This is a genomic window from Nitratifractor salsuginis DSM 16511, assembly GCF_000186245.1.
Taxonomy (GTDB): Bacteria; Campylobacterota; Campylobacteria; order Campylobacterales; family Sulfurovaceae; genus Nitratifractor; species Nitratifractor salsuginis.
Genome location: NC_014935.1, coordinates 1,127,446 through 1,144,064, shown reverse-complemented (window position 1 = coordinate 1,144,064; position 16,619 = coordinate 1,127,446). Strand labels below are relative to the sequence as shown.

General features: G+C 55.0%; 21 protein-coding genes. 12 read left to right on the top strand and 9 right to left on the bottom strand.

Going from position 1 to position 16,619, the window contains the following annotated elements; translation table 11 throughout:
- The first annotated feature begins 57 nt into the window (after positions 1-57).
- The 5 genes from fabI to NITSA_RS05755 all read left to right on the top strand — a co-directional run bounded on the left by fabI (position 58) and on the right by NITSA_RS05755 (position 2,662).
- The gene (gene fabI, locus NITSA_RS05765; protein ID WP_013554079.1) at positions 58-885 is read left to right on the top strand and encodes an enoyl-ACP reductase FabI; all 828 of its coding nucleotides are present in this window, start codon (positions 58-60) and stop codon (positions 883-885) included.
- 126 nt (positions 886-1,011) lie between these two features.
- Positions 1,012-1,275, top strand: a complete 264-nt coding sequence (locus NITSA_RS11105; RefSeq protein ID WP_245526287.1) for a four helix bundle protein — start codon at positions 1,012-1,014, stop codon at positions 1,273-1,275.
- Complete coding sequence (locus tag NITSA_RS11745; RefSeq protein WP_342626803.1) at positions 1,205-1,354, top strand: four helix bundle protein; 150 nt, start codon at positions 1,205-1,207, stop codon at positions 1,352-1,354. The genes NITSA_RS11105 and NITSA_RS11745 overlap by 71 nt, the downstream gene beginning before the upstream one ends.
- Complete coding sequence (locus tag NITSA_RS05760) at positions 1,347-2,159, top strand: TrmH family RNA methyltransferase (RefSeq protein ID WP_013554078.1); 813 nt, start codon at positions 1,347-1,349, stop codon at positions 2,157-2,159. The genes NITSA_RS11745 and NITSA_RS05760 overlap by 8 nt, the downstream gene beginning before the upstream one ends.
- An 8-nt stretch (positions 2,160-2,167) precedes the next feature.
- Positions 2,168-2,662 carry a hypothetical protein gene (locus NITSA_RS05755; RefSeq protein WP_013554077.1) on the top strand — a complete coding sequence of 165 codons (495 nt, stop codon included), beginning with the start codon at positions 2,168-2,170 and terminating at the stop codon, positions 2,660-2,662.
- An 84-nt stretch (positions 2,663-2,746) separates the two neighbouring features.
- On the opposite strand, the gene NITSA_RS05750 is transcribed toward NITSA_RS05755, so the two are convergent.
- Positions 2,747-3,580 (bottom strand): YfdX family protein, encoded by an 834-nt coding sequence (locus NITSA_RS05750; RefSeq protein WP_013554076.1) that lies wholly within the window; start codon positions 3,578-3,580, stop codon positions 2,747-2,749.
- 149 nt (positions 3,581-3,729) lie between these two features.
- Positions 3,730-4,284: an acyloxyacyl hydrolase gene (locus NITSA_RS05745; RefSeq protein WP_013554075.1), complete on the bottom strand. Its 555-nt coding sequence runs from the start codon at positions 4,282-4,284 to the stop codon at positions 3,730-3,732.
- Between the two features lie 139 nt (positions 4,285-4,423).
- Here NITSA_RS05745 and NITSA_RS05740 point away from each other — a divergent pair, with 139 nt between their 5' ends.
- Complete coding sequence (locus tag NITSA_RS05740; RefSeq protein WP_013554074.1) at positions 4,424-5,812, top strand: dynamin family protein; 1,389 nt, start codon at positions 4,424-4,426, stop codon at positions 5,810-5,812.
- A 48-nt stretch (positions 5,813-5,860) separates the two neighbouring features.
- Positions 5,861-6,457: a class I SAM-dependent methyltransferase gene (locus tag NITSA_RS05735; protein WP_013554073.1), complete on the top strand. Its 597-nt coding sequence runs from the start codon at positions 5,861-5,863 to the stop codon at positions 6,455-6,457.
- A 180-nt stretch (positions 6,458-6,637) separates the two neighbouring features.
- Here NITSA_RS05735 and NITSA_RS11290 read toward each other — a convergent pair whose 3' ends face one another.
- Positions 6,638-7,525, bottom strand: a complete 888-nt coding sequence (locus tag NITSA_RS11290) for a hypothetical protein (protein ID WP_013554072.1) — start codon at positions 7,523-7,525, stop codon at positions 6,638-6,640.
- A 165-nt stretch (positions 7,526-7,690) separates the two neighbouring features.
- Between NITSA_RS11290 and arfB the strand changes: the two genes are divergently transcribed.
- Together arfB and NITSA_RS05725 are read left to right on the top strand one after the other, a co-directional pair.
- Positions 7,691-8,116, top strand: a complete 426-nt coding sequence (gene arfB / locus NITSA_RS05730; protein WP_013554071.1) for an alternative ribosome rescue aminoacyl-tRNA hydrolase ArfB — start codon at positions 7,691-7,693, stop codon at positions 8,114-8,116.
- The gene (locus NITSA_RS05725; protein ID WP_013554070.1) at positions 8,116-8,691 is read left to right on the top strand and encodes a class I SAM-dependent methyltransferase; all 576 of its coding nucleotides are present in this window, start codon (positions 8,116-8,118) and stop codon (positions 8,689-8,691) included. The genes arfB and NITSA_RS05725 overlap by 1 nt, the downstream gene beginning before the upstream one ends.
- Positions 8,692-8,733: 42 nt before the next feature.
- Here NITSA_RS05725 and NITSA_RS05720 read toward each other — a convergent pair whose 3' ends face one another.
- The 6 genes from NITSA_RS05720 to folD all read right to left on the bottom strand — a co-directional run bounded on the left by NITSA_RS05720 (position 8,734) and on the right by folD (position 14,852).
- Complete coding sequence (locus tag NITSA_RS05720) at positions 8,734-11,367, bottom strand: valine--tRNA ligase (protein WP_013554069.1); 2,634 nt, start codon at positions 11,365-11,367, stop codon at positions 8,734-8,736.
- A gap of 170 nt (positions 11,368-11,537) precedes the next feature.
- Positions 11,538-11,828, bottom strand: a complete 291-nt coding sequence (locus tag NITSA_RS05715) for a cupin domain-containing protein (protein ID WP_013554068.1) — start codon at positions 11,826-11,828, stop codon at positions 11,538-11,540.
- 6 nt (positions 11,829-11,834) lie between these two features.
- Positions 11,835-12,287: a ribose 5-phosphate isomerase B gene (gene rpiB / locus NITSA_RS05710; protein WP_013554067.1), complete on the bottom strand. Its 453-nt coding sequence runs from the start codon at positions 12,285-12,287 to the stop codon at positions 11,835-11,837.
- A 104-nt stretch (positions 12,288-12,391) separates the two neighbouring features.
- A complete protein-coding gene (locus NITSA_RS05705; RefSeq protein ID WP_013554066.1) occupies positions 12,392-13,042 on the bottom strand; it encodes a site-2 protease family protein in 651 nt (216 codons plus the stop codon).
- Entirely contained in the window at positions 13,042-14,004 is a 963-nt protein-coding gene (lepB, locus tag NITSA_RS05700; protein ID WP_013554065.1) for a signal peptidase I, read from the bottom strand. The genes NITSA_RS05705 and lepB overlap by 1 nt, the downstream gene beginning before the upstream one ends.
- Positions 14,001-14,852: a bifunctional methylenetetrahydrofolate dehydrogenase/methenyltetrahydrofolate cyclohydrolase FolD gene (folD, locus tag NITSA_RS05695; protein WP_013554064.1), complete on the bottom strand. Its 852-nt coding sequence runs from the start codon at positions 14,850-14,852 to the stop codon at positions 14,001-14,003. The genes lepB and folD overlap by 4 nt, the downstream gene beginning before the upstream one ends.
- A 100-nt stretch (positions 14,853-14,952) precedes the next feature.
- Between folD and NITSA_RS05690 the strand changes: the two genes are divergently transcribed.
- From NITSA_RS05690 to NITSA_RS10875, 3 genes are read left to right on the top strand one after another with little or no spacing between them, the layout of a single operon-like run.
- The gene (locus NITSA_RS05690; protein ID WP_013554063.1) at positions 14,953-15,321 is read left to right on the top strand and encodes a c-type cytochrome; all 369 of its coding nucleotides are present in this window, start codon (positions 14,953-14,955) and stop codon (positions 15,319-15,321) included.
- A complete protein-coding gene (locus NITSA_RS05685; RefSeq protein ID WP_013554062.1) occupies positions 15,318-16,049 on the top strand; it encodes a L,D-transpeptidase family protein in 732 nt (243 codons plus the stop codon). The genes NITSA_RS05690 and NITSA_RS05685 overlap by 4 nt, the downstream gene beginning before the upstream one ends.
- Positions 16,050-16,084: 35 nt before the next feature.
- Positions 16,085-16,615 carry a DUF2059 domain-containing protein gene (locus NITSA_RS10875; RefSeq protein WP_013554061.1) on the top strand — a complete coding sequence of 177 codons (531 nt, stop codon included), beginning with the start codon at positions 16,085-16,087 and terminating at the stop codon, positions 16,613-16,615.
- The last annotated feature ends 4 nt before the right edge of the window (positions 16,616-16,619 follow it).

Sequence of the window (16,619 nt, the reverse complement as noted above, 5' to 3'; positions counted from 1 at the left end):
GTTGCGGGAAGCAGCCTTATGTTAGAATAACGCCATTTGACCACAAGGAGAGTATCGATGCTGATGAAGGGAAAAAAGGGGATCGTCCTGGGGATCGCCAACAAAAAGTCCATCGCCTACGGGATCGCCAAAGCGTGCCGGGATCAGGGGGCCGAGCTGGCCATCACCTATCTCAATGAACGTTTCGAGAAGAAGCTCGCACCCATCGCCGAAGAGCTGGGGTGTGCCGAGCGCCTCTACCCCTGCGATGTGAGCAAACCCGAAGAGATCAAAGCGCTGAGGGAATCCCTGGAGCGGGATTTCGGGCAGATCGATTTCATCGTCCACTCCATCGCCTTCGCCCCCAAAGAGGGGCTCAGCGGTCACTTCACCGATATCTCCAAAGAGGCCTTCAACGTCGCGATGGATATCTCCGTCTACTCTCTGATCGAAGTGACCCGGGAGCTCAAGCCGATCCTCAGCGACAAAAGCGCCGTGCTGACACTGACCTATTACGGCGGAGTCAAATACATCCCCAACTACAACCTGATGGGGGTTGCCAAAGCGGCTCTGGAGATGACCGTCAAGTATATGGCCGAAGACCTGGGCCGTGACGGGATCCGGGTCAACGCCATCAGCGCCGGCCCCATCAAGACCCTGGCCGCCGCCGGGATCGGGGATTTCTCCTTTATGCTCAAATGGAACGCCGCCCACGCCCCCCTCAAACGCAACATCACCATCGAAGAGGTGGGTAACAGCGGAATGTACCTCGTCAGTGATCTCTCCAGCGCCGTGACCGGTGAAATCCACTATGTCGACGGTGGATTCAATATTATGGGGATGCCGGCGGTGGAGTTTGACGAGAACGGCAAGCCCCATATCGCGTGGAATGGGGAGGACCGTTGAGCAAACGACACCTGCGTGTCGTTTGTAGGTCCGCACGGCGATCCGTTTATGCGCGCGAAGCGAGCATCGGAGACGCCAGGAGAGAGCTGAGCGTTGAGTGTTGAGTGTTGAGAAAGTAGCAGTAGTATGAAATGTGAACGTTTGGATGTCTGGAAAAGAGCCTGCCGTCTCAGTGTTGATGTTTACAGACATCTATCGGAGTTGAGAGATTTCGCGTTCAAAGATCAGATCACCCGAAGCGCATTATCGATTGCAAGCAATATTGCCGAGGGGATTGAAAAAGATTCCAATCGAGAAAAAGTTCGTTTTATAGAGAGAGATTGCAAGGGGCTCTGCCGCAGAGTTCATCACTCAAACCTATATCGGAATAGAGATAGCATATATCGATAGAAAAGAAGGTATGCGATGGGTGAAAGAGACAGATGAACTCTCTCGTATGCTAATGGGGCTCAAGAAAAACTATGGCTGAAAAAAACTCAACGCACAACGCACAACGCACAACGCTCGTCTCCTATGAGGAGAAAAAAAGCTTTTATGAAAAAGTCCTGACAATCTACGGTCGGAATCCGGTGCTCGAAGCACTGGAAGATCCTTCGCTTCAGATCCATAGGCTGCATTTGAGTGAGAGTAATAAGCCCTCCAAACAGCTCGACCGAATGGTGGCTTTGGCCAAAAAGCGGGGGATCGAGATCCGCACCCACGAGAAAAAGGCCCTCTCCCGTATCTCCAAAAATTCCCGGCAAGACCAGGGGGTGGCATTGGATGTGGTGCTGGAGAATCTGACGACGCCCGACGCCTTTTTGAATGAGCATAAGCGCTTCCGCCTCATCGCTCTGGACCGGGTGACCAACCCGCAGAATGTAGGGATGATCATCCGCTCCTGCGCGGCGGGACGGATCGACGGGATCGTGATGTCGGCCAAGGGCAACGCCCCTCTGGTCTCGCCCCTGACCATCAAAGCCAGCGCCGGAACCCTCTTCAAGATCCCCATCATCCGGGCCGATTCGCTTTTGGGGACTCTTCGGCTCTTCCGGGAAGCGGGCGCGAAGCTCTATACCCTCGATTCCCACGCTTCGACCGATTATCGCAAACTGGATCCCACTTCCCGAGAAGTATTTATCCTTGGAAACGAGAGCGAAGGGGTCAGCCCGGAGATCGCCGCCCTCAGCGACGAGCGGATCGCCATCCCGATGAACCGGGGAGTGGAATCCCTCAATGTGGCGGTGACCGCATCGCTGTTGGCCTTTTGCCTCCCCGAAAATTCAAAATCATAGGAGTATCGATGAAAGTTCTCTTCAAGGCACGTTCAACCTTTTTTGCCCTGCTTTTTGGCATCACAACGGTTCAGGGAGTCGCCAGTACCTCTCTGACCCCTTACAAGTCCACGATGCAACTGGGCGGTGACCTGAGCGTGGACCGTATGCGCCAACAAAACCTCAATGTAGTCCGCAAGGCGGTGGAGGGGATGCGCGAAACCCTTCCCCAGAAGGTCGATGCCTACACGACGCTGGTGGGCGTAGACAGCAACGGCACCAGGCTGATCTATACCTTCGAAGTCGATGCAGGGCCCAAAAGCGATGAGGCGCTGCGCAAAGAGGGACGGGAACGGATGGCTCCGGTGATCAAACGTGGGGTCTGTCAAAACGCCAAACGCTTTCTCCAGGCGGGAATCAACATAAGCTACCGCTACCTGAACAAAACGGGAAAAAATGAGATTTTGCGGGTGAACGTGAGCAAAAATGATTGTCCGAACCTGAAGCATATGAATGACAAATAAAAAGTCCGGGGATTTTGGGGAAAGTAAAGAGGGATAGTAGGTTGAGAAAAGGCTCCTTCCGGCTTTTGCCGGAGGAGTCGACAATCAGCCGGCTTTGTTGAAGCCGCCCATAAAGCCATTGAGCTTTTCGAGGAGATCGTCGAATACCCCTTTGGTCTCTTCGCCTCCCTCGAGTTTCTTCTCGATGGCATCGACCATCTCCAGAAGCTCTTTGTAATCTTCTTCGACTTTGCCGTATCCCAGAGCCTGGGCCAGCAGAAGCTGCTCTTTGGTGTAAGCCAGGAGCTCTTCGAGCTCTTTTCGGTCGGCTTTCTTGCTCTCGTCGTTGGCGGCTGCCGCAGCGACTTCCACCGCTTTTTCAGCTCTGACGATGGGCAGAGGGATGACCACTTTCTGCAGGACCAGTGTCTCGAGGACCTGGACCAGAAGCGCGGTGGCTTCGTCGTATTTCTCCTCTTCGATCAGAGGCACGATCGCTTTCAATGCTGCCGGATAGGTACCGATGGGCAGTGCCGTGATGTAGATATCCAATTCGCTGGCCAGGGTGAGCATCAGCTCTCTGGCCGCCTGGAATTCATCTTTTTCGATCAGCTCTTTGACCGTTTTCTTGGCGGCGACTACCTCTTCGACGGTTCCGGGATAGTCGACGACCTGCTCCTGGACATCGACCGGGAAGAGTTGCAGATCCGGATCTTTGGCGACCAGGACTTCCAGTTTGCCCAGGGCTTCTTCGATGCTTTTGACAGCCTCTTCTTTCTTCTTCTCTTCGACCTGTTTCAGAACCTGTACGACCAGGTTGACGGCGTCGATCGCCTCCTGTTTGACCTGTTCGTTGCGTTCATCCACATAGCCGCTTTTGGCTGTTTCGACTCTCTCTGTGACTTTGCTTTGCTCTTGGCGTCTCTTTTTCTCGCTCATTTCATCTCCTTTGAATTGATTGGTAGGTTGAAGATGAATTATATAGTTTAGTCAGCTATGCTAATGCTACTTTAGTAGCATTAGCTCAATATTTGCAGGGAAAAATGATACAGACCCACCACCAAAGGCGGGCGAGGAGAAGAGAGGAATTAGAATCGATAGCTCAAGGAGCCGATGAAGATGTCGATCCCGTCGTTGGGTTTTTTGATCCCGGCGTTGGAGTAGTGCATATAGCGGAAGCTCAGATCCCAGTTGCCTATGCGTACTCCGGCACCGATACGATCTTCGAAAAGAAAATGAGTCGAGAGGTCCCGAGGGCCCATTTGGGTCTTGGAGAACCAGGAGACGCCGATCCCTCCTTCCAGATAGGGGGTGAAAGTGCCTGAGGTATTGAAGAGATAGGTAAAGACAGGGGAGAGGGCTACCCCGTAGTTGTGGGTTCCGTAGCCGTCCCAGTAGTTGAGAGAGCCTTCCCAATACCCCGAGAGATATCCCAGATCGCTCTGGAACCATCGGCTCTGGAAATCTTTACGCAGGTAGAGGCGGTAGATATCGATATTGTCCTTGCTCTGACCGTAACTGATGCCGATTCCGTCGATCCAGTCGGAGGATTGGGCTGCGGGAGCGGGTGCGAGATCACCGCCTGCCCAGATCGCCGCAGGCAAAATGACTGCCGCGATGGTGTTTCTAAGAATCTTATTCATCTCACTGTCCTTTTTACATATACATAATAGAAAGATTCTATCCCAGACCTTCTGAAATATTCCAAAATCCACCCGATGATTTGTCACAGATCTCAACAATAAGGTAAGATATAGCGATAAATTTTGTCCTGGAGTCATCGTGAAGCCAAAAGAACGTTATGAAAAGCTCAAAAAATATCTCAGTGCGGAAAACCCCGTACTTCTGGATGTGATTCAGGAGTATCAGGAACTCGACTCGGTCGCCCGGAGCCTGGGATTGATCGATGCCAACGAAACCTATACGGCCAGGATCTCCTGGTGGCCTTTGATCTCCATTCTCGGGACTTTCTCCTCGGGTAAATCCACTTTCATCAACGATTATCTCGGGATGCCGGTCCAGCAGAGCGGCAATCAGGCAGTCGATGACAAGTTTACCGTGCTCTGCTATGGGGCGGGGGACAAAGTGACGACCCTGCCCGGCCTGGCCCTCGATGCCGATCCACGTTTTCCTTTCTACAACATCAGTGAAAAGGTGGAGCGTGTCGATCCGGGGGAGGGGAGCCGCGTCAACCTCTACCTCCAGCTCAAAACGGTGCCTTCCGAGAATCTCAAAGGAAAGATCCTCATCGACTCTCCCGGCTTTGATGCGGACAGTCAGCGCAATGCCATCCTGAGGATCAGCAGCCATATCATCGAAATGTCGGATCTGGTTTTGATCTTTTTCGATGCGCGCCATCCCGAGCCCGGTGCGATGCGCGACACCCTGGAGCATCTGGTGGCCCGCACCGTGGAGCAGCGCGACCGTGACAAGATCCTCTACATCCTGAATCAGATCGATACCACAGCCCGAGAGGACAACCTCGAAGATGTCATCGGTGCCTGGCAGCGCGCACTTTCGCAAAAGGGGCTCATCGCTGGTAATTTCTATGCCATCTACAACGAGAGCGCCAAACAGCCCATTGACGATCCGGCCATCGCCGAACGCCTGGAACGCAAACGCAACGAAGATTTGGCGAAGATCTATGAGCGGATGGAAGGGGTCAAAGTGGAGCGGGCTTATCGGATCACCAAAGCCCTGGAGGATTTCGCCAAAGAGATCGAGAACAAGAAACTCCCCGCGATCCGCGAAGCCCTCCAGCGCTGGGGCCGACGGGTTTTGCTGGCGGACTTTTTGATGGCACTCTTGCTGGCGGGCGGGGCCGCCTCTCTCTTCGTGACGGGAGTGCTTCCTGGGACCTTGCCCCTGATCGCGGGTGCGGGTGCGGTCGGCCTGCTTCTGCTCATTCTTTTCCATTTTATGATGCGTGCCAAAATCGCCCGCTCCGAAATCAAGAAGGCAGAAGCCCAGGATCCGAAATTGGCCGGGGCACTGCGAAAACGCACACGCTGGTACCGGCCGATCCTTTCGCTCTGGTCGGGAGGGTGGTTCCGCCGGACCGAAGAGCGGCTCGCAAACATCATCGAGTATTCGCGCGCCGCGATCCGTCGGCTCAACGATCAGTATGTGACTCCTCTGGATACGGTGGATCAAGAGGAAAATAAGCTTTGAATAAAGAGTCAATAATTTTTGCCATTGCCCCCTTGGAAAAGGAACGATATGAGTTTCGACAAGAGAGCTGAAAACTGGGACGCCCTGGACCGGAGACAGGCCCTGGCCGAAACGGTTGCCCGGGTCATTATCCAAAAGATCGATCTGAATCCCTCGATGCATCTGCTCGATCTGGGGGCGGGGACGGGGCTTTTGGCACGGCGGCTTGCCCCTTACGTGGGAAAGGTCGTCGCGGTGGATACTTCGTCGGGTATGTTGCAAAAACTCTCCGAAGTCGCGCCCGAGATCGAAAGGGTCCACTCCGATATACTCAGTTACCGCCCGGAGGAGAAGTTCGACGGAATCGTCAGTTCGATGACCCTGCACCATATAGAAGATACGCAGCTTCTGATGCGGCATTTGCGCTCCCTGCTCAAAGAAGACGGCTTCATCGCTTTGGCGGACTTGGCTCCCGAAAAAGGTGATTTCCACGATGGGGGCAACGAAGGGGTTTACCATTTCGGTTTCGACGAGGCGACGCTGAGCGAAGCGGCCCGAAAGGCGGGATTCGGGAATGTCAGCTATGAATTGGTGCATACTGTAAATAAAGGTGAGGGCAGGGAATACGATATCTTTCTCCTGACCGCTTGGGCAGGCAATAAATGAATGGCGGATCTCAGTTTCGGTATTGGTTTCATCGTGGCCTTTACCGTATTATGCTCACGGCCGTTACCGACATTGTTGGCTTTTTCAGTTTCTTTGGCTTGGCAGCGATCTTCTTGGGTGTTTATTCTTTTGAAAGATTTTCTTACAATTGATGACGGATGATCCGTTCTCCCAATCCCACTAATAAATTAGAGAAAGTTCCTGACCAATTACACGGTAGATTCGCGTGCGATGAAGGCTGGGACAGCATCCGGGGTCATTAGGTCCCGGTTCAATGAGTGAAAGGACGATTTTACTGTCCCGAATCGTGGCGGAATCTATTTTGCTGCGGTCGGGCAGAGAAGCCGGCAGGGAGCTAAAGAAAGTCCCTTTATCCTGAAAGACAACAAAAAGATAGGGGAAAATCCCTGAGCCTCCACCGTTGAAATAGACGGTGACAACATAATCTGTATCACCGTCACCATCCATATCACCGCTTGTCAAAAGTCTTCCGAAATCGACGTAGGCATATTCGGCGGAATTGTGATAGCGACCGTTATATAACCGATACCGTTTTCCTTCTATGGTGTACTCCATATTTTTAAGTCGCCGAATCAATTCGAATCGGGGAAGAGGAGACTGTGAAAGTGCATCTTTTTTCACTCTAATCGGATAATGGGTTTTTACTTGGTAGGGGAAGTGATTTTCACTCGTTGGGGAATATGCTGAGTGGTGCATTCTTTGTGTCGCTGGAGTGATACGCTTTGGCCTGTCAATTCGTTGACGGAGTTCTACAATGCGAGATTTTAGATGCTCCCTAAGGCAGAACCGCCCGCCGTATCCGCAATCTTCCCTTAAACGACGCAGCCATGCTTCCTGATTCCAAATTATTTTTTCGGAATCGCTTGTCCGGCTTTTGGCGACAAAGAGAAGATCTTGGATAGAACTCCATAATGTGCTTAGTTCCCGATCGCTGCATATCGTTTGTGAGAGGAGGCCCAAATTGCCGCTTTTACATCCGGAATGGAAGTTGAATCCATAAAGACTTTGTATAAATATAACAACGGATAGGAAGAGTGAAAAACGCATAGAATCCCTTTATAAATCTATAGTGATTTCGTATGGGAAATTATATGTCAAGAGTGCTAAATGCGCCAGACTAGGAACAGGCGTATCTGCTATATAATTTTTCAGAGTAAACGCGTGGTAGAATAGACAGCAAATCTTGAAAAGTTACGAGGTGAAAAGAGAAGAATGCCAAAACTGAAAATCACCGACCATCTTTCCCTCGACGAAAATGATGTGGAGTTCTCCGCCATCCGCGCCCAGGGCTCCGGCGGTCAGAAGGTCAACAAAGTCTCAGCCGCAGTGCATCTGCGTTTCGACATCGCCGCTTCGTCACTTCCTGAATTTTACAAAGAGAAGCTTCTCGCTCTCAAAGACAAAAGCATCAGCAAGGAAGGCATCATCGTCATCAAATCCCAGCAGTACCGAAGCCTGGAGCAAAACAGAGAAGAAGCTCTCGAGCGCTTGATAGAACTCATCAAAAGTGTTACACGCACACAAAAAAGGCGGATACCCACCCGGCCGACCAAGGGCTCGGTCAAGCGGCGCATCGAGGCCAAGAAAAGGCTCGGTGGCAAAAAACGTCTGCGGGGCAGAGTGAGGGAGGAGTCCTGATGGCCCGCATTGATCAGATCGCCTTTTACGATGAAAAGCTTCGTACGTATGGTCTGAATGCCGAAGGGGTGGCCTGGGATTCGGCCCGGACCCAGCGGCGGCGTTTCGGGGCGATCGCCTCCTGCCTGGGAAGGCTGCAGGGGGATACGCTGGTGGATGCGGGCTGCGGACTGGGGGACTTTTACCTCTACCTCCAGGAGCAGGGCAATCTGCCCGGCCGCTATATCGGCATCGATCTGCATCCCGAGATGGCGGCCGCCGCCAGAGAACGCACCGGATGCGAAATACTCCGCCGGGATATCCTGCGCCAAAAACTTCCGCTTGCCGACTGGTATGTCGCCAGCGGCTCGATGAATCTGCTCACCCGCACCGAGACGGGGATCTTTATCCGTCGTTGCTTTGAGAAGAGTAGAAAAGGTTTTGTCTTCAATCTGCTGGAAGGGCGGGAACGCTCAGGAGAATTTGGCTACTGGAAACCAAGGGAAGTGATCGAACTCTGCCGACCACTCGGGGCCACAGTCAGCATCAAAGAGGGGTATCTGGAGGGGGATTTTACGGTCTTTCTACACTCTTGAGTAATGGCACCTACAGGTGCTTGACACCCCTTTTTACAACGGCTAGCGCAGGCCGGCAAGCTCCCCTTTGACCTTCTCTAGCTTCTGCTCCGCTTCGGCCAGGGCTTTGCGGTTCTGCTCGATCACCTGTTCGGGGGCATTGGCGACGAATTTTTCGTTGCCCAGCATGCCCGAGAGTTTGGCGATCTCTTTTTCGAGTTTGGCTTTTTGCTTCTCGAGCTTTTCGATGATGGGGCCCATATCGATATCGGCGGTGGAGATGTAGCTCTCCAGGTGGTCGCTGACGTCGGTGACGGCCTGTTCGGGCTTGTGGCGGACGAATTCCACTTCATCCACTTTGGCCAGCTTTTCGATGAAGGGTTTCATCAGTTCGGTATCGAGATCCTCGGCATTGAATTTGACGTAAGCTTTCTCGATGCGCTGGTTGGCTTTGTCCACCAAGGTTTTGCAGCGGCGGATGGAGACGATGGCTTCGATGGCCAGGGCAAACTCTTCCATAATCTTCTCATCAGGCTCTCCCGCCTGGGGGTAGGGGCGGATCATGATCGATTCGCTCTGCTCCAGGTCGGTGCTGCCGAGGCGCTGATAGAGATACTCAGTGAGGTAGGGCATGAAGGGATGCAGCAGCTTCATCGATTCGCGGTAGATGCTTCCCAACTCGGGCACGCTGGCGCGGTCGGCTTTGCTCAGCTCGATGCCCCAGTCGCAGAACTCACCCCAGAGGAAGCGGTAGAGGATGGTCGCCGCGTCGTTGAAGCGGTACTGGTCGATGTAGTTGCGGGTCTCTTCTACGGCCAGATAGAAGCGGCTGAGCATATAGCGCCCCAGAGGGGTTTGGATCTTCTCGGGATCGAGCTCATCGAAGCACTCGACGTTCATCAGCAGATAATTGGCGGCGTTGTAGAGCTTGTTGGTGAAGTTGCGGCTCTGCTCCAGCTTCTCTTCGCTGAGGCGGATATCCCGCCCCTGGACCGCCAGCACCGCCAGCGTAAAGCGCAGAGCGTCGGCGGAGTATTTGTCGATCATCACCAGGGGGTCGATGACGTTGCCCTTGGATTTGGACATCTTCTCCCCCTTCTCGTCTTTGACCAGGGCGTGGAGATAGACGTGGGGAAAAGGAAGCTCGCCGGTGAGCTTCTCACCCATCATCAGCATCCGGGCTACCCAGAAGAAGAGGATATCAAAGCCGGTGATGAGCAGGGAGTTGGGGTAGAACTCTTTCAGATCGTTTTCGAACCACTTGACCCCCTTCAGCGCTTCGCCGTTGCCCCAGCCCAGGGTCGAGAAGGGCCAGAGACCGGAGCTGAACCAGGTATCGAGAACGTCGGGGTCCTGATGGATATTGTGGCTGCCGCATTTGGGGCACTCAGTGGGCCGCTCTCCTTCGAAGGCCCACTGATGGCCGCAGTCGTCGCAGTACATCACCGGGATCTGATGGCCCCACCAGAGCTGGCGGCTGATGCACCAGTCGCGCAGGTCTCGCATCCAGGCGTTGAAGCTGTTGATCCAGTGCTCGGGGAAGAAACGGACTTCCCCTTCATTGACCCGGCGGATCGTATCGGCGGCAAACTCTTTTTTGACGAACCACTGCTTGGAGACATAGGGTTCCACGATGTTTTTGCAGCGGTAGCAGTGGCCGACTTGGTGGCGGTGCTCTTCAACCTTTTCGAGGTAGCCCTCCTCTTTGAGCTTTTCGACCACGGGTTCTCTGGCTTCCAGCCGCTCCATCCCGGCGAATTCCCCGGCGTATTGATTGAGGATACCGTTCTCGTCGAAGACGGTGATGAAGTCCAGGCCGTGGCGCAGGCCCACTTCGTAGTCGTTGGGGTCGTGGGCGGGGGTGACTTTGACCACACCGGTCCCGAACTCCATATCGACATGCTCGTCGGCGATGATGGGGATCTCCCGGCCGACCAGGGGCAGGAGGATGCTTTTGCCAACAAGATCTTTGTAGCGTTCATCGGCGGGGTTGACCATGACGGCGGTATCCCCGAAGAAGGTCTCGGGACGGGTCGTAGCTACTACCACGTGCCCGCTGCCGTCGCTCAGAGGATAACGGATGTAGTAGAGTTTGCCCTCGTGCTCTTCGTATTCGACTTCGATGTCGCTCAGTGCCCCGTCGTGGGTACACCAGTTGATCATATAGTTACCCTGGACGATCCAACCTTCGTCGTACATCTTCTTAAAGGCGTGCTTGACGGCGTTAGCCAGGCCCTCATCCATCGTGAAGCGCTCCCGGCTCCAGGCGGGGGAGACCCCCAGGCGCCGCAGCTGGGCGGTGATGGCGTTGCCGGAGTTCTCCTTCTGCTTCCACGCCAACTCCAGGAAGGCTTCCCGGCCGATCTCCTCTTTGGTTTTGCCCTGCTCGAGGAGCTGCTTCTCCACGACATTCTGGGTGGCGATACCGGCGTGGTCGGTGCCGGGCTGCCAGAGGGTCTTGTAGCCGTCCATCCGCTTGTAGCGGACGATGATGTCCTGGAGGGTGAAGGTGAGGGCATGACCGATGTGCAGATGCCCGGTGACGTTGGGCGGGGGCATCATGATGCAGAAGGTCTTGCCCTCCTGCTGGATCGCTTTGTTGCCGTCGATCTCGAAATAGCCCCGATCTTCCCAAAGGCGGTAGTAGTCGCTTTCGACCGCTTTGGGATCGTAATGATTCTTCTTGTTTTCACTCATGCTTTGTCCTTCTCAATGCCGGGCGCCGGGCGCCGGGCACTCATAAATTGACGCGATTATATCCAAGAGGGGGTAAAAAAGCGATGGGGCCGGGTCGTTTGAGGCATTGGAATGGCTTATGCAGTGACGAAAAGAGCGGCTGAATGTTTTATGTGCTTTGCCTAGATGATTTATTTGCTGCCACAGAGATAGCAGCAGTCTTCGGGCACATAGGCGCTGTGAGGTGTGTCGGGCGCTGAATCGAGTCGGTCGCCGCTTTTGAGACGAAGGGTCATTCCCCCTTTGATGATCTCTAGGGTGCCGGAGAGGACCCAGCGCACTTCCTGATGAGGATGCGTATGCTCCCCGTAACGGGTGCCGGCGCTGTCGCACCATCGGAAGATGTTGGTATAGCCTTCATCGCGCAAGATCCGGCGGATCTCCTCTTCATCGGTGATCCCGGTTGAAAGGACACGGCTCATAGCTGGTCAGCTACAGCGGTACTCTTCGTCGATGGCGTTGATCTTTTCGACACGTCGCTCGTGGCGGCCGCCTTCGAATTCGGTTTCGATGAAGGCATCGATCATGCTCTGGACGACCCCCATACCGACGACCCGCTCACCGAAGGCGAGGATCTGGGCATTGTTGTGGGCGCGGGCCATGGTGGCGGTGTAGGCATCGTGGCAGAGGGCCGCCCGGATGCCGGGGACTTTGTTGGCTGACATGGAGATGCCGATCCCGGTGCCGCAGATGATGATCCCGAAGCTTCCTTCGTCGGCTTTGACCGCTTCGGCGCATTTGCGGCCGTAATCGGGATAGTCGACCCGGTCGGGGGTGTAGGGGCCGAGATCCTCGATCTCGTGGCCTTTGGATTTGACATACTCGATGACTTCGGCTTTGTAGTGGTATCCGGCGTGGTCGGTCGCGATGTAGAATTTCATGGTTTCTCCTTTTTTAATGAGTAATGAGTAATGAGTAATTGTGGTAAGCGTTGCTACGCAACGCGATCTATGCACTGTATTTTTGTGACTTTCAATCATCGTCATTACCCTGGAATGATCCATTTGAGGATCCAGCCGACGGGGGCGAAAAGTATATCTGCCAAGGGGGTGAAGAGGATGGCGAAAAGGATGATCATCCCGTAGGGATAGATCTTCTCGTAGGCTTCCACGAAGCCTCTCCAACCCATCTTCGCGGCGAAAAAGCGCAGGGCCTGGGAACCATCCAGAGGCGGGATGGGCCAGAGGTTGAAGACCCCCAGCACCACGTTGATCATCACACTCTGGGCCAGGAAGAGGTAGACAAAGGCCCCCAGCATCCCGTGGGGCGGCCAGGCCAGAGGCAGAAGGGTCGCCGCCAGGATCGCCAGGGCGAAATTGTAGGTGATCCCGGCGAGGCTCACGGCGACGGCAGCGCCGTAACCGCCCTTGCGCAGGACGGTGTTCATATCGATGGGAACGGGCTTGGCCCATCCGAAGAGGAAAGGAGCGTGCATCGCGTAGAGCAATGCAGGAACGAGGATGGTCCCCACAGGATCGATATGCCGGATGGGGTTGATGCTGAGACGCCCCTGGAGTTTGGCGGTCATATCCCCGTAGCGGTAGGCGACCCATCCGTGCATGATCTCGTGCCCGACCACGGAGACGATCAGCGCCAGGATCGAGGCGATGATCTTGAGGAGCTCCAATTCACTCATCAGTCATCCTTGGGGACTTCGAACTGAAAACGGTCGACGTTGCGCCCAACCCGGTCCCAACGGACGGTGAAGCGGTGTTTGTCCCAGGCTTCGCGGCATTCCTTGGAGTCCAGAGGCAGATCACCGCAGACTTTGCGAAGCGCCTGATGATCGCGGCCGCCGCCTTTGCCGTACATGACCCGGTCGTAGCTGCGGTATTCGATGCTGAAGTAGATGACCCAGGGCTTGCCGATGATGAGGCTGTAGGGGACCGATCCCCAGAAGCGGCTGTCTTCGGAATTGTCCCGGTTGTCCCCGATCATATAGTAATGATCAGGCTCCACCTTTTTGTAAAAGACATTCACCGGGGTGCCTCCCATGCTGTAGGCCGGAGCCTTGAGTTCGGGGAGGAAGAGGGGTTTCATATCGACCTGGGGGCTGCGATAGAGGAGCATCAGGAAGCTGTTGCCGTTGTACTCGGGTTTGTACTGGATGCCGGGATATTTGTCCTTGTAGGGGTTGACCACCCACAGTTTGCCGAGGACGGTAACGATCTTGCGGGCGGGGTAGTGGCTGCGGATGTACTCGTCGCCCTCGTGGAAATGGATCAGCAGGTGTTTGTCGTAGTAGAGAATCTCATCCCCGCCCACCGCGACACAACGTTTGACGAAATGGGTTTTGCGGTCCTTGGGGACGTAGAAGATGACGATATCTTCCCGCTTGGGACGGGGCCCGTCGATCAGGTGGCCGTCGCCGCGGAAGTCGGGCAGGAGCTTGAGCCCCACCCAGGGGAGCTCGGGAATGGTGATCCCGTAGCTGAACTTCTTGGCAAAGAGGAAATCCCCGATGAGGAGGGTGCGCTTCATCGAACCGCTGGGGATGACGAAGGATTGGGCGACGAAGAAGATCAGAAGGAGGACGATGATGATCGTCCCGGTCCAACTGCTGGAAAAACGGTAGAGGCCGCGGGCAAATTTTTTCATCGAGCGATCCGCTGCTTGGCCGCTTTGAGGGTGTTACTCAGGAGCATGGCGATGGTCATGGGGCCGACCCCGCCGGGAACGGGTGTGATGTAGCTGCATTTGGGGGCTACGGCGTCAAAATCCACATCCCCCACCAAGCGGCCGTCCTCGAGGCGGTTGATCCCGATGTCGATGACGACAGCACCCTCTTTGACCATATCGGCTTTGATGAGGCCGGGGACACCCACCCCGACGATGACGATATCGGCCCGGGACGTATGGGCTTTCAAATCTTTGGTGTAAATATGGGTGACGGTGACGGTGGCATTGGCGTTGAGGAGGAGGGCGGCCATGGGTTTGCCCACGATGTTGCTGGCCCCGACGACGCAGACATCCTGCCCCTGCAGGTCGATGTCGTAGGCTTCGAACATCTTCATCACGCCCAGCGGTGTGCAGGGGACGAAGCCGTCGAGGTTGGTCACGAGGCGGCCGACGTTGTAGGGATGGAAACCGTCGACATCCTTGGCGGGGTCGATCACTTCGAGGATCCGGTTGGTATCGATGTGCTCGGGCAGAGGCAGCTGCACGAGGATCCCGTCGATGCGGGGGTTGGCGTTCATCATTTCGATGGTGGCGACGATCTCCTCCTGGCTGATGGTCTCAGGCATCTCATGGACGATGGAGTAGAAGCCCACCTCTTTGCAGGCTTTGGCTTTCATCTTCACATAGGCTTGGCTGGCGGGGTTGTTGCCCACCAGGATCACCGCCAGGCCCGGGACAATGTCGTGTTCCCGGTTCAGGACTTCCACTTCCGCTTTGACCTCTTGGCGGATTTTCTGGGCCAGAGCTTTACCGTCGATGAGTTGCATGGTTACTCGCTTTCGTCTATGCCCCGACATCTCGATGATTGGGGGCCGAAATTTTTGGGGTATTATATCGAATCGACTTAAACACAAAGGGTTGCCGGCGATGAAAATCTGGGGAATGCTTCTGCTCCTGGCTACGGTGCTTTGGAGTGACGATTTTATCTCTGAATTCGAATACGGACAGATGCTCTATCAAAACCCCCGAGGGGTCAGTTGCGCTCCCTGTCACGGGGATCACGGAGAAGGGGCGATCATCGCCCGATATAAAGAACACGGCAAAGCGAAAGTCCTGCAAGGCCCCGATATCCGTCACAGCGATCTGGCGACTCTTCGTCGGGCGGTTCTCAAAGGACGGGGAGTGATGCCCCGCTATTTCCTGACGGAGAAGGAGATCCACGCGCTCTACCTCTATATTCAGAAGGCCAATGCCGCCGAAGAGAGCGAAGAGAATAATGCGTCGGAGGCCCAATGAAAAGCCTGTTTGAGAGATTTGGAACACTCCTGGGAATTTTATTGATGAGCTCTGCACTCCAGGCCGGCAGGCTCCCTTCGGATACCCGCCAGCTCCTGGTCGTGGTCTCTCCAAGTTGGCAGGCGGACCACGGGACTCTCACCCGGTGGGAGAGGCATGGCAGGAGCTGGAAGCGTGTCGGCGCCGCGATCCCGGTCAAGCTGGGCAGCCGCGGGATGGCCTGGGGGCGCAGGCTTCTGCCGGCCCCTGCCAGAGGAGCGCTCAAGCGTGAAGGGGACAAGCGCTCCCCCGCGGGGGTCTTTGAACTGCCTTTTCTTTTCGGAGAGGGTGCGTCCGAGTTTCGCTATCCCTACCGGCGGATGGATCGCTTCAGCCGCTGTGTCGACGATCCCCACTCCCGCAGCTACAATCGGATCATCGACAGCCGCCGCGTTGGGCTCGATTACCGCAGCTACGAGCGGATGAAATTCCCCAGCGGGCTCTACCGCTACGGGATCTTTGTCGCCCACAATCCGGGGAGGATCCCCGGAGCCGGCAGTTGTATATTTATGCATATCAAACGCAGGGACGGTAAGCCAACCGTGGGGTGTACCGCAATGTCCGTCGGTGATTTGCGAGGCATTATGCGTTGGCTCGATCCCCAAAAGCACCCCCTCCTGATCCAGGCACCCCGTGAAGCCGTCGGTGCCTTACTTCCCGATAATTTTCAGTTAACCAATCTTCGCTAATCTTTCGCCATATTATCTATATTCAAAGGAATCAAATGATCAAAACTTCGATGAAAACGCTCCTGGCAATTTCCCTGCTCTTCGGTGGCTCCGCACTGATGGCCGGTCCCAAAGAGGCTCCCGCGGCCAAAAAAACACAGGCTCCCAAGCTCAAGCCCCTGACCCCCGAAGCGGAAAAAGCGGCTTATGAACTTTTCAAGGCGCTGAAAATGAAAGAGGGAATCCGCACGGCGCTTGACCGTTCCCTGGAGATCCAGCTCAAGCGTCAGCCCGCGATGGCTCCCTACGAGGATATCTACAAGGACTTTTTCCACAAATATACCAAGTGGGAAGATATGAAAAAGGATTTGGCGAAGCTCTACGCTCAGGCGTTTAGCCCCGAGGAGATGCACGAATTGGCCAAATTCTACTCCACGAAACTGGGTCAGAAATCCCTAAGCGTTCTGCCCCGCCTGACCCAGCTCAGTATGCTCCTGGCTCAGCAGCGCATCGCCAAGCATGCCAATGAATTGAAAAAAGCGGTCGCCCAACGGGCCAAAGAGCTCGAAGCGAAAGCCAAGAAGTAAGAGA

Coding starts and splice junctions, on each gene's coding strand:
- fabI (WP_013554079.1), top strand. CDS start 58: ATGCTGATGAAGGGAAAAAAGGGGATCGTCCTGGGGATCGCCAACAAA.
- NITSA_RS11105 (WP_245526287.1), top strand. CDS start 1,012: ATGAAATGTGAACGTTTGGATGTCTGGAAAAGAGCCTGCCGTCTCAGT.
- NITSA_RS05760 (WP_013554078.1), top strand. CDS start 1,347: ATGGCTGAAAAAAACTCAACGCACAACGCACAACGCACAACGCTCGTC.
- NITSA_RS05755 (WP_013554077.1), top strand. CDS start 2,168: ATGAAAGTTCTCTTCAAGGCACGTTCAACCTTTTTTGCCCTGCTTTTT.
- NITSA_RS05750 (WP_013554076.1), bottom strand. CDS start 3,580: ATGAGCGAGAAAAAGAGACGCCAAGAGCAAAGCAAAGTCACAGAGAGA.
- NITSA_RS05745 (WP_013554075.1), bottom strand. CDS start 4,284: ATGAATAAGATTCTTAGAAACACCATCGCGGCAGTCATTTTGCCTGCG.
- NITSA_RS05735 (WP_013554073.1), top strand. CDS start 5,861: ATGAGTTTCGACAAGAGAGCTGAAAACTGGGACGCCCTGGACCGGAGA.
- NITSA_RS11290 (WP_013554072.1), bottom strand. CDS start 7,525: ATGCGTTTTTCACTCTTCCTATCCGTTGTTATATTTATACAAAGTCTT.
- arfB (WP_013554071.1), top strand. CDS start 7,691: ATGCCAAAACTGAAAATCACCGACCATCTTTCCCTCGACGAAAATGAT.
- NITSA_RS05725 (WP_013554070.1), top strand. CDS start 8,116: ATGGCCCGCATTGATCAGATCGCCTTTTACGATGAAAAGCTTCGTACG.
- NITSA_RS05720 (WP_013554069.1), bottom strand. CDS start 11,367: ATGAGTGAAAACAAGAAGAATCATTACGATCCCAAAGCGGTCGAAAGC.
- NITSA_RS05715 (WP_013554068.1), bottom strand. CDS start 11,828: ATGAGCCGTGTCCTTTCAACCGGGATCACCGATGAAGAGGAGATCCGC.
- rpiB (WP_013554067.1), bottom strand. CDS start 12,287: ATGAAATTCTACATCGCGACCGACCACGCCGGATACCACTACAAAGCC.
- NITSA_RS05705 (WP_013554066.1), bottom strand. CDS start 13,042: ATGAGTGAATTGGAGCTCCTCAAGATCATCGCCTCGATCCTGGCGCTG.
- lepB (WP_013554065.1), bottom strand. CDS start 14,004: ATGAAAAAATTTGCCCGCGGCCTCTACCGTTTTTCCAGCAGTTGGACC.
- folD (WP_013554064.1), bottom strand. CDS start 14,852: ATGCAACTCATCGACGGTAAAGCTCTGGCCCAGAAAATCCGCCAAGAG.
- NITSA_RS05690 (WP_013554063.1), top strand. CDS start 14,953: ATGAAAATCTGGGGAATGCTTCTGCTCCTGGCTACGGTGCTTTGGAGT.
- NITSA_RS05685 (WP_013554062.1), top strand. CDS start 15,318: ATGAAAAGCCTGTTTGAGAGATTTGGAACACTCCTGGGAATTTTATTG.
- NITSA_RS10875 (WP_013554061.1), top strand. CDS start 16,085: ATGATCAAAACTTCGATGAAAACGCTCCTGGCAATTTCCCTGCTCTTC.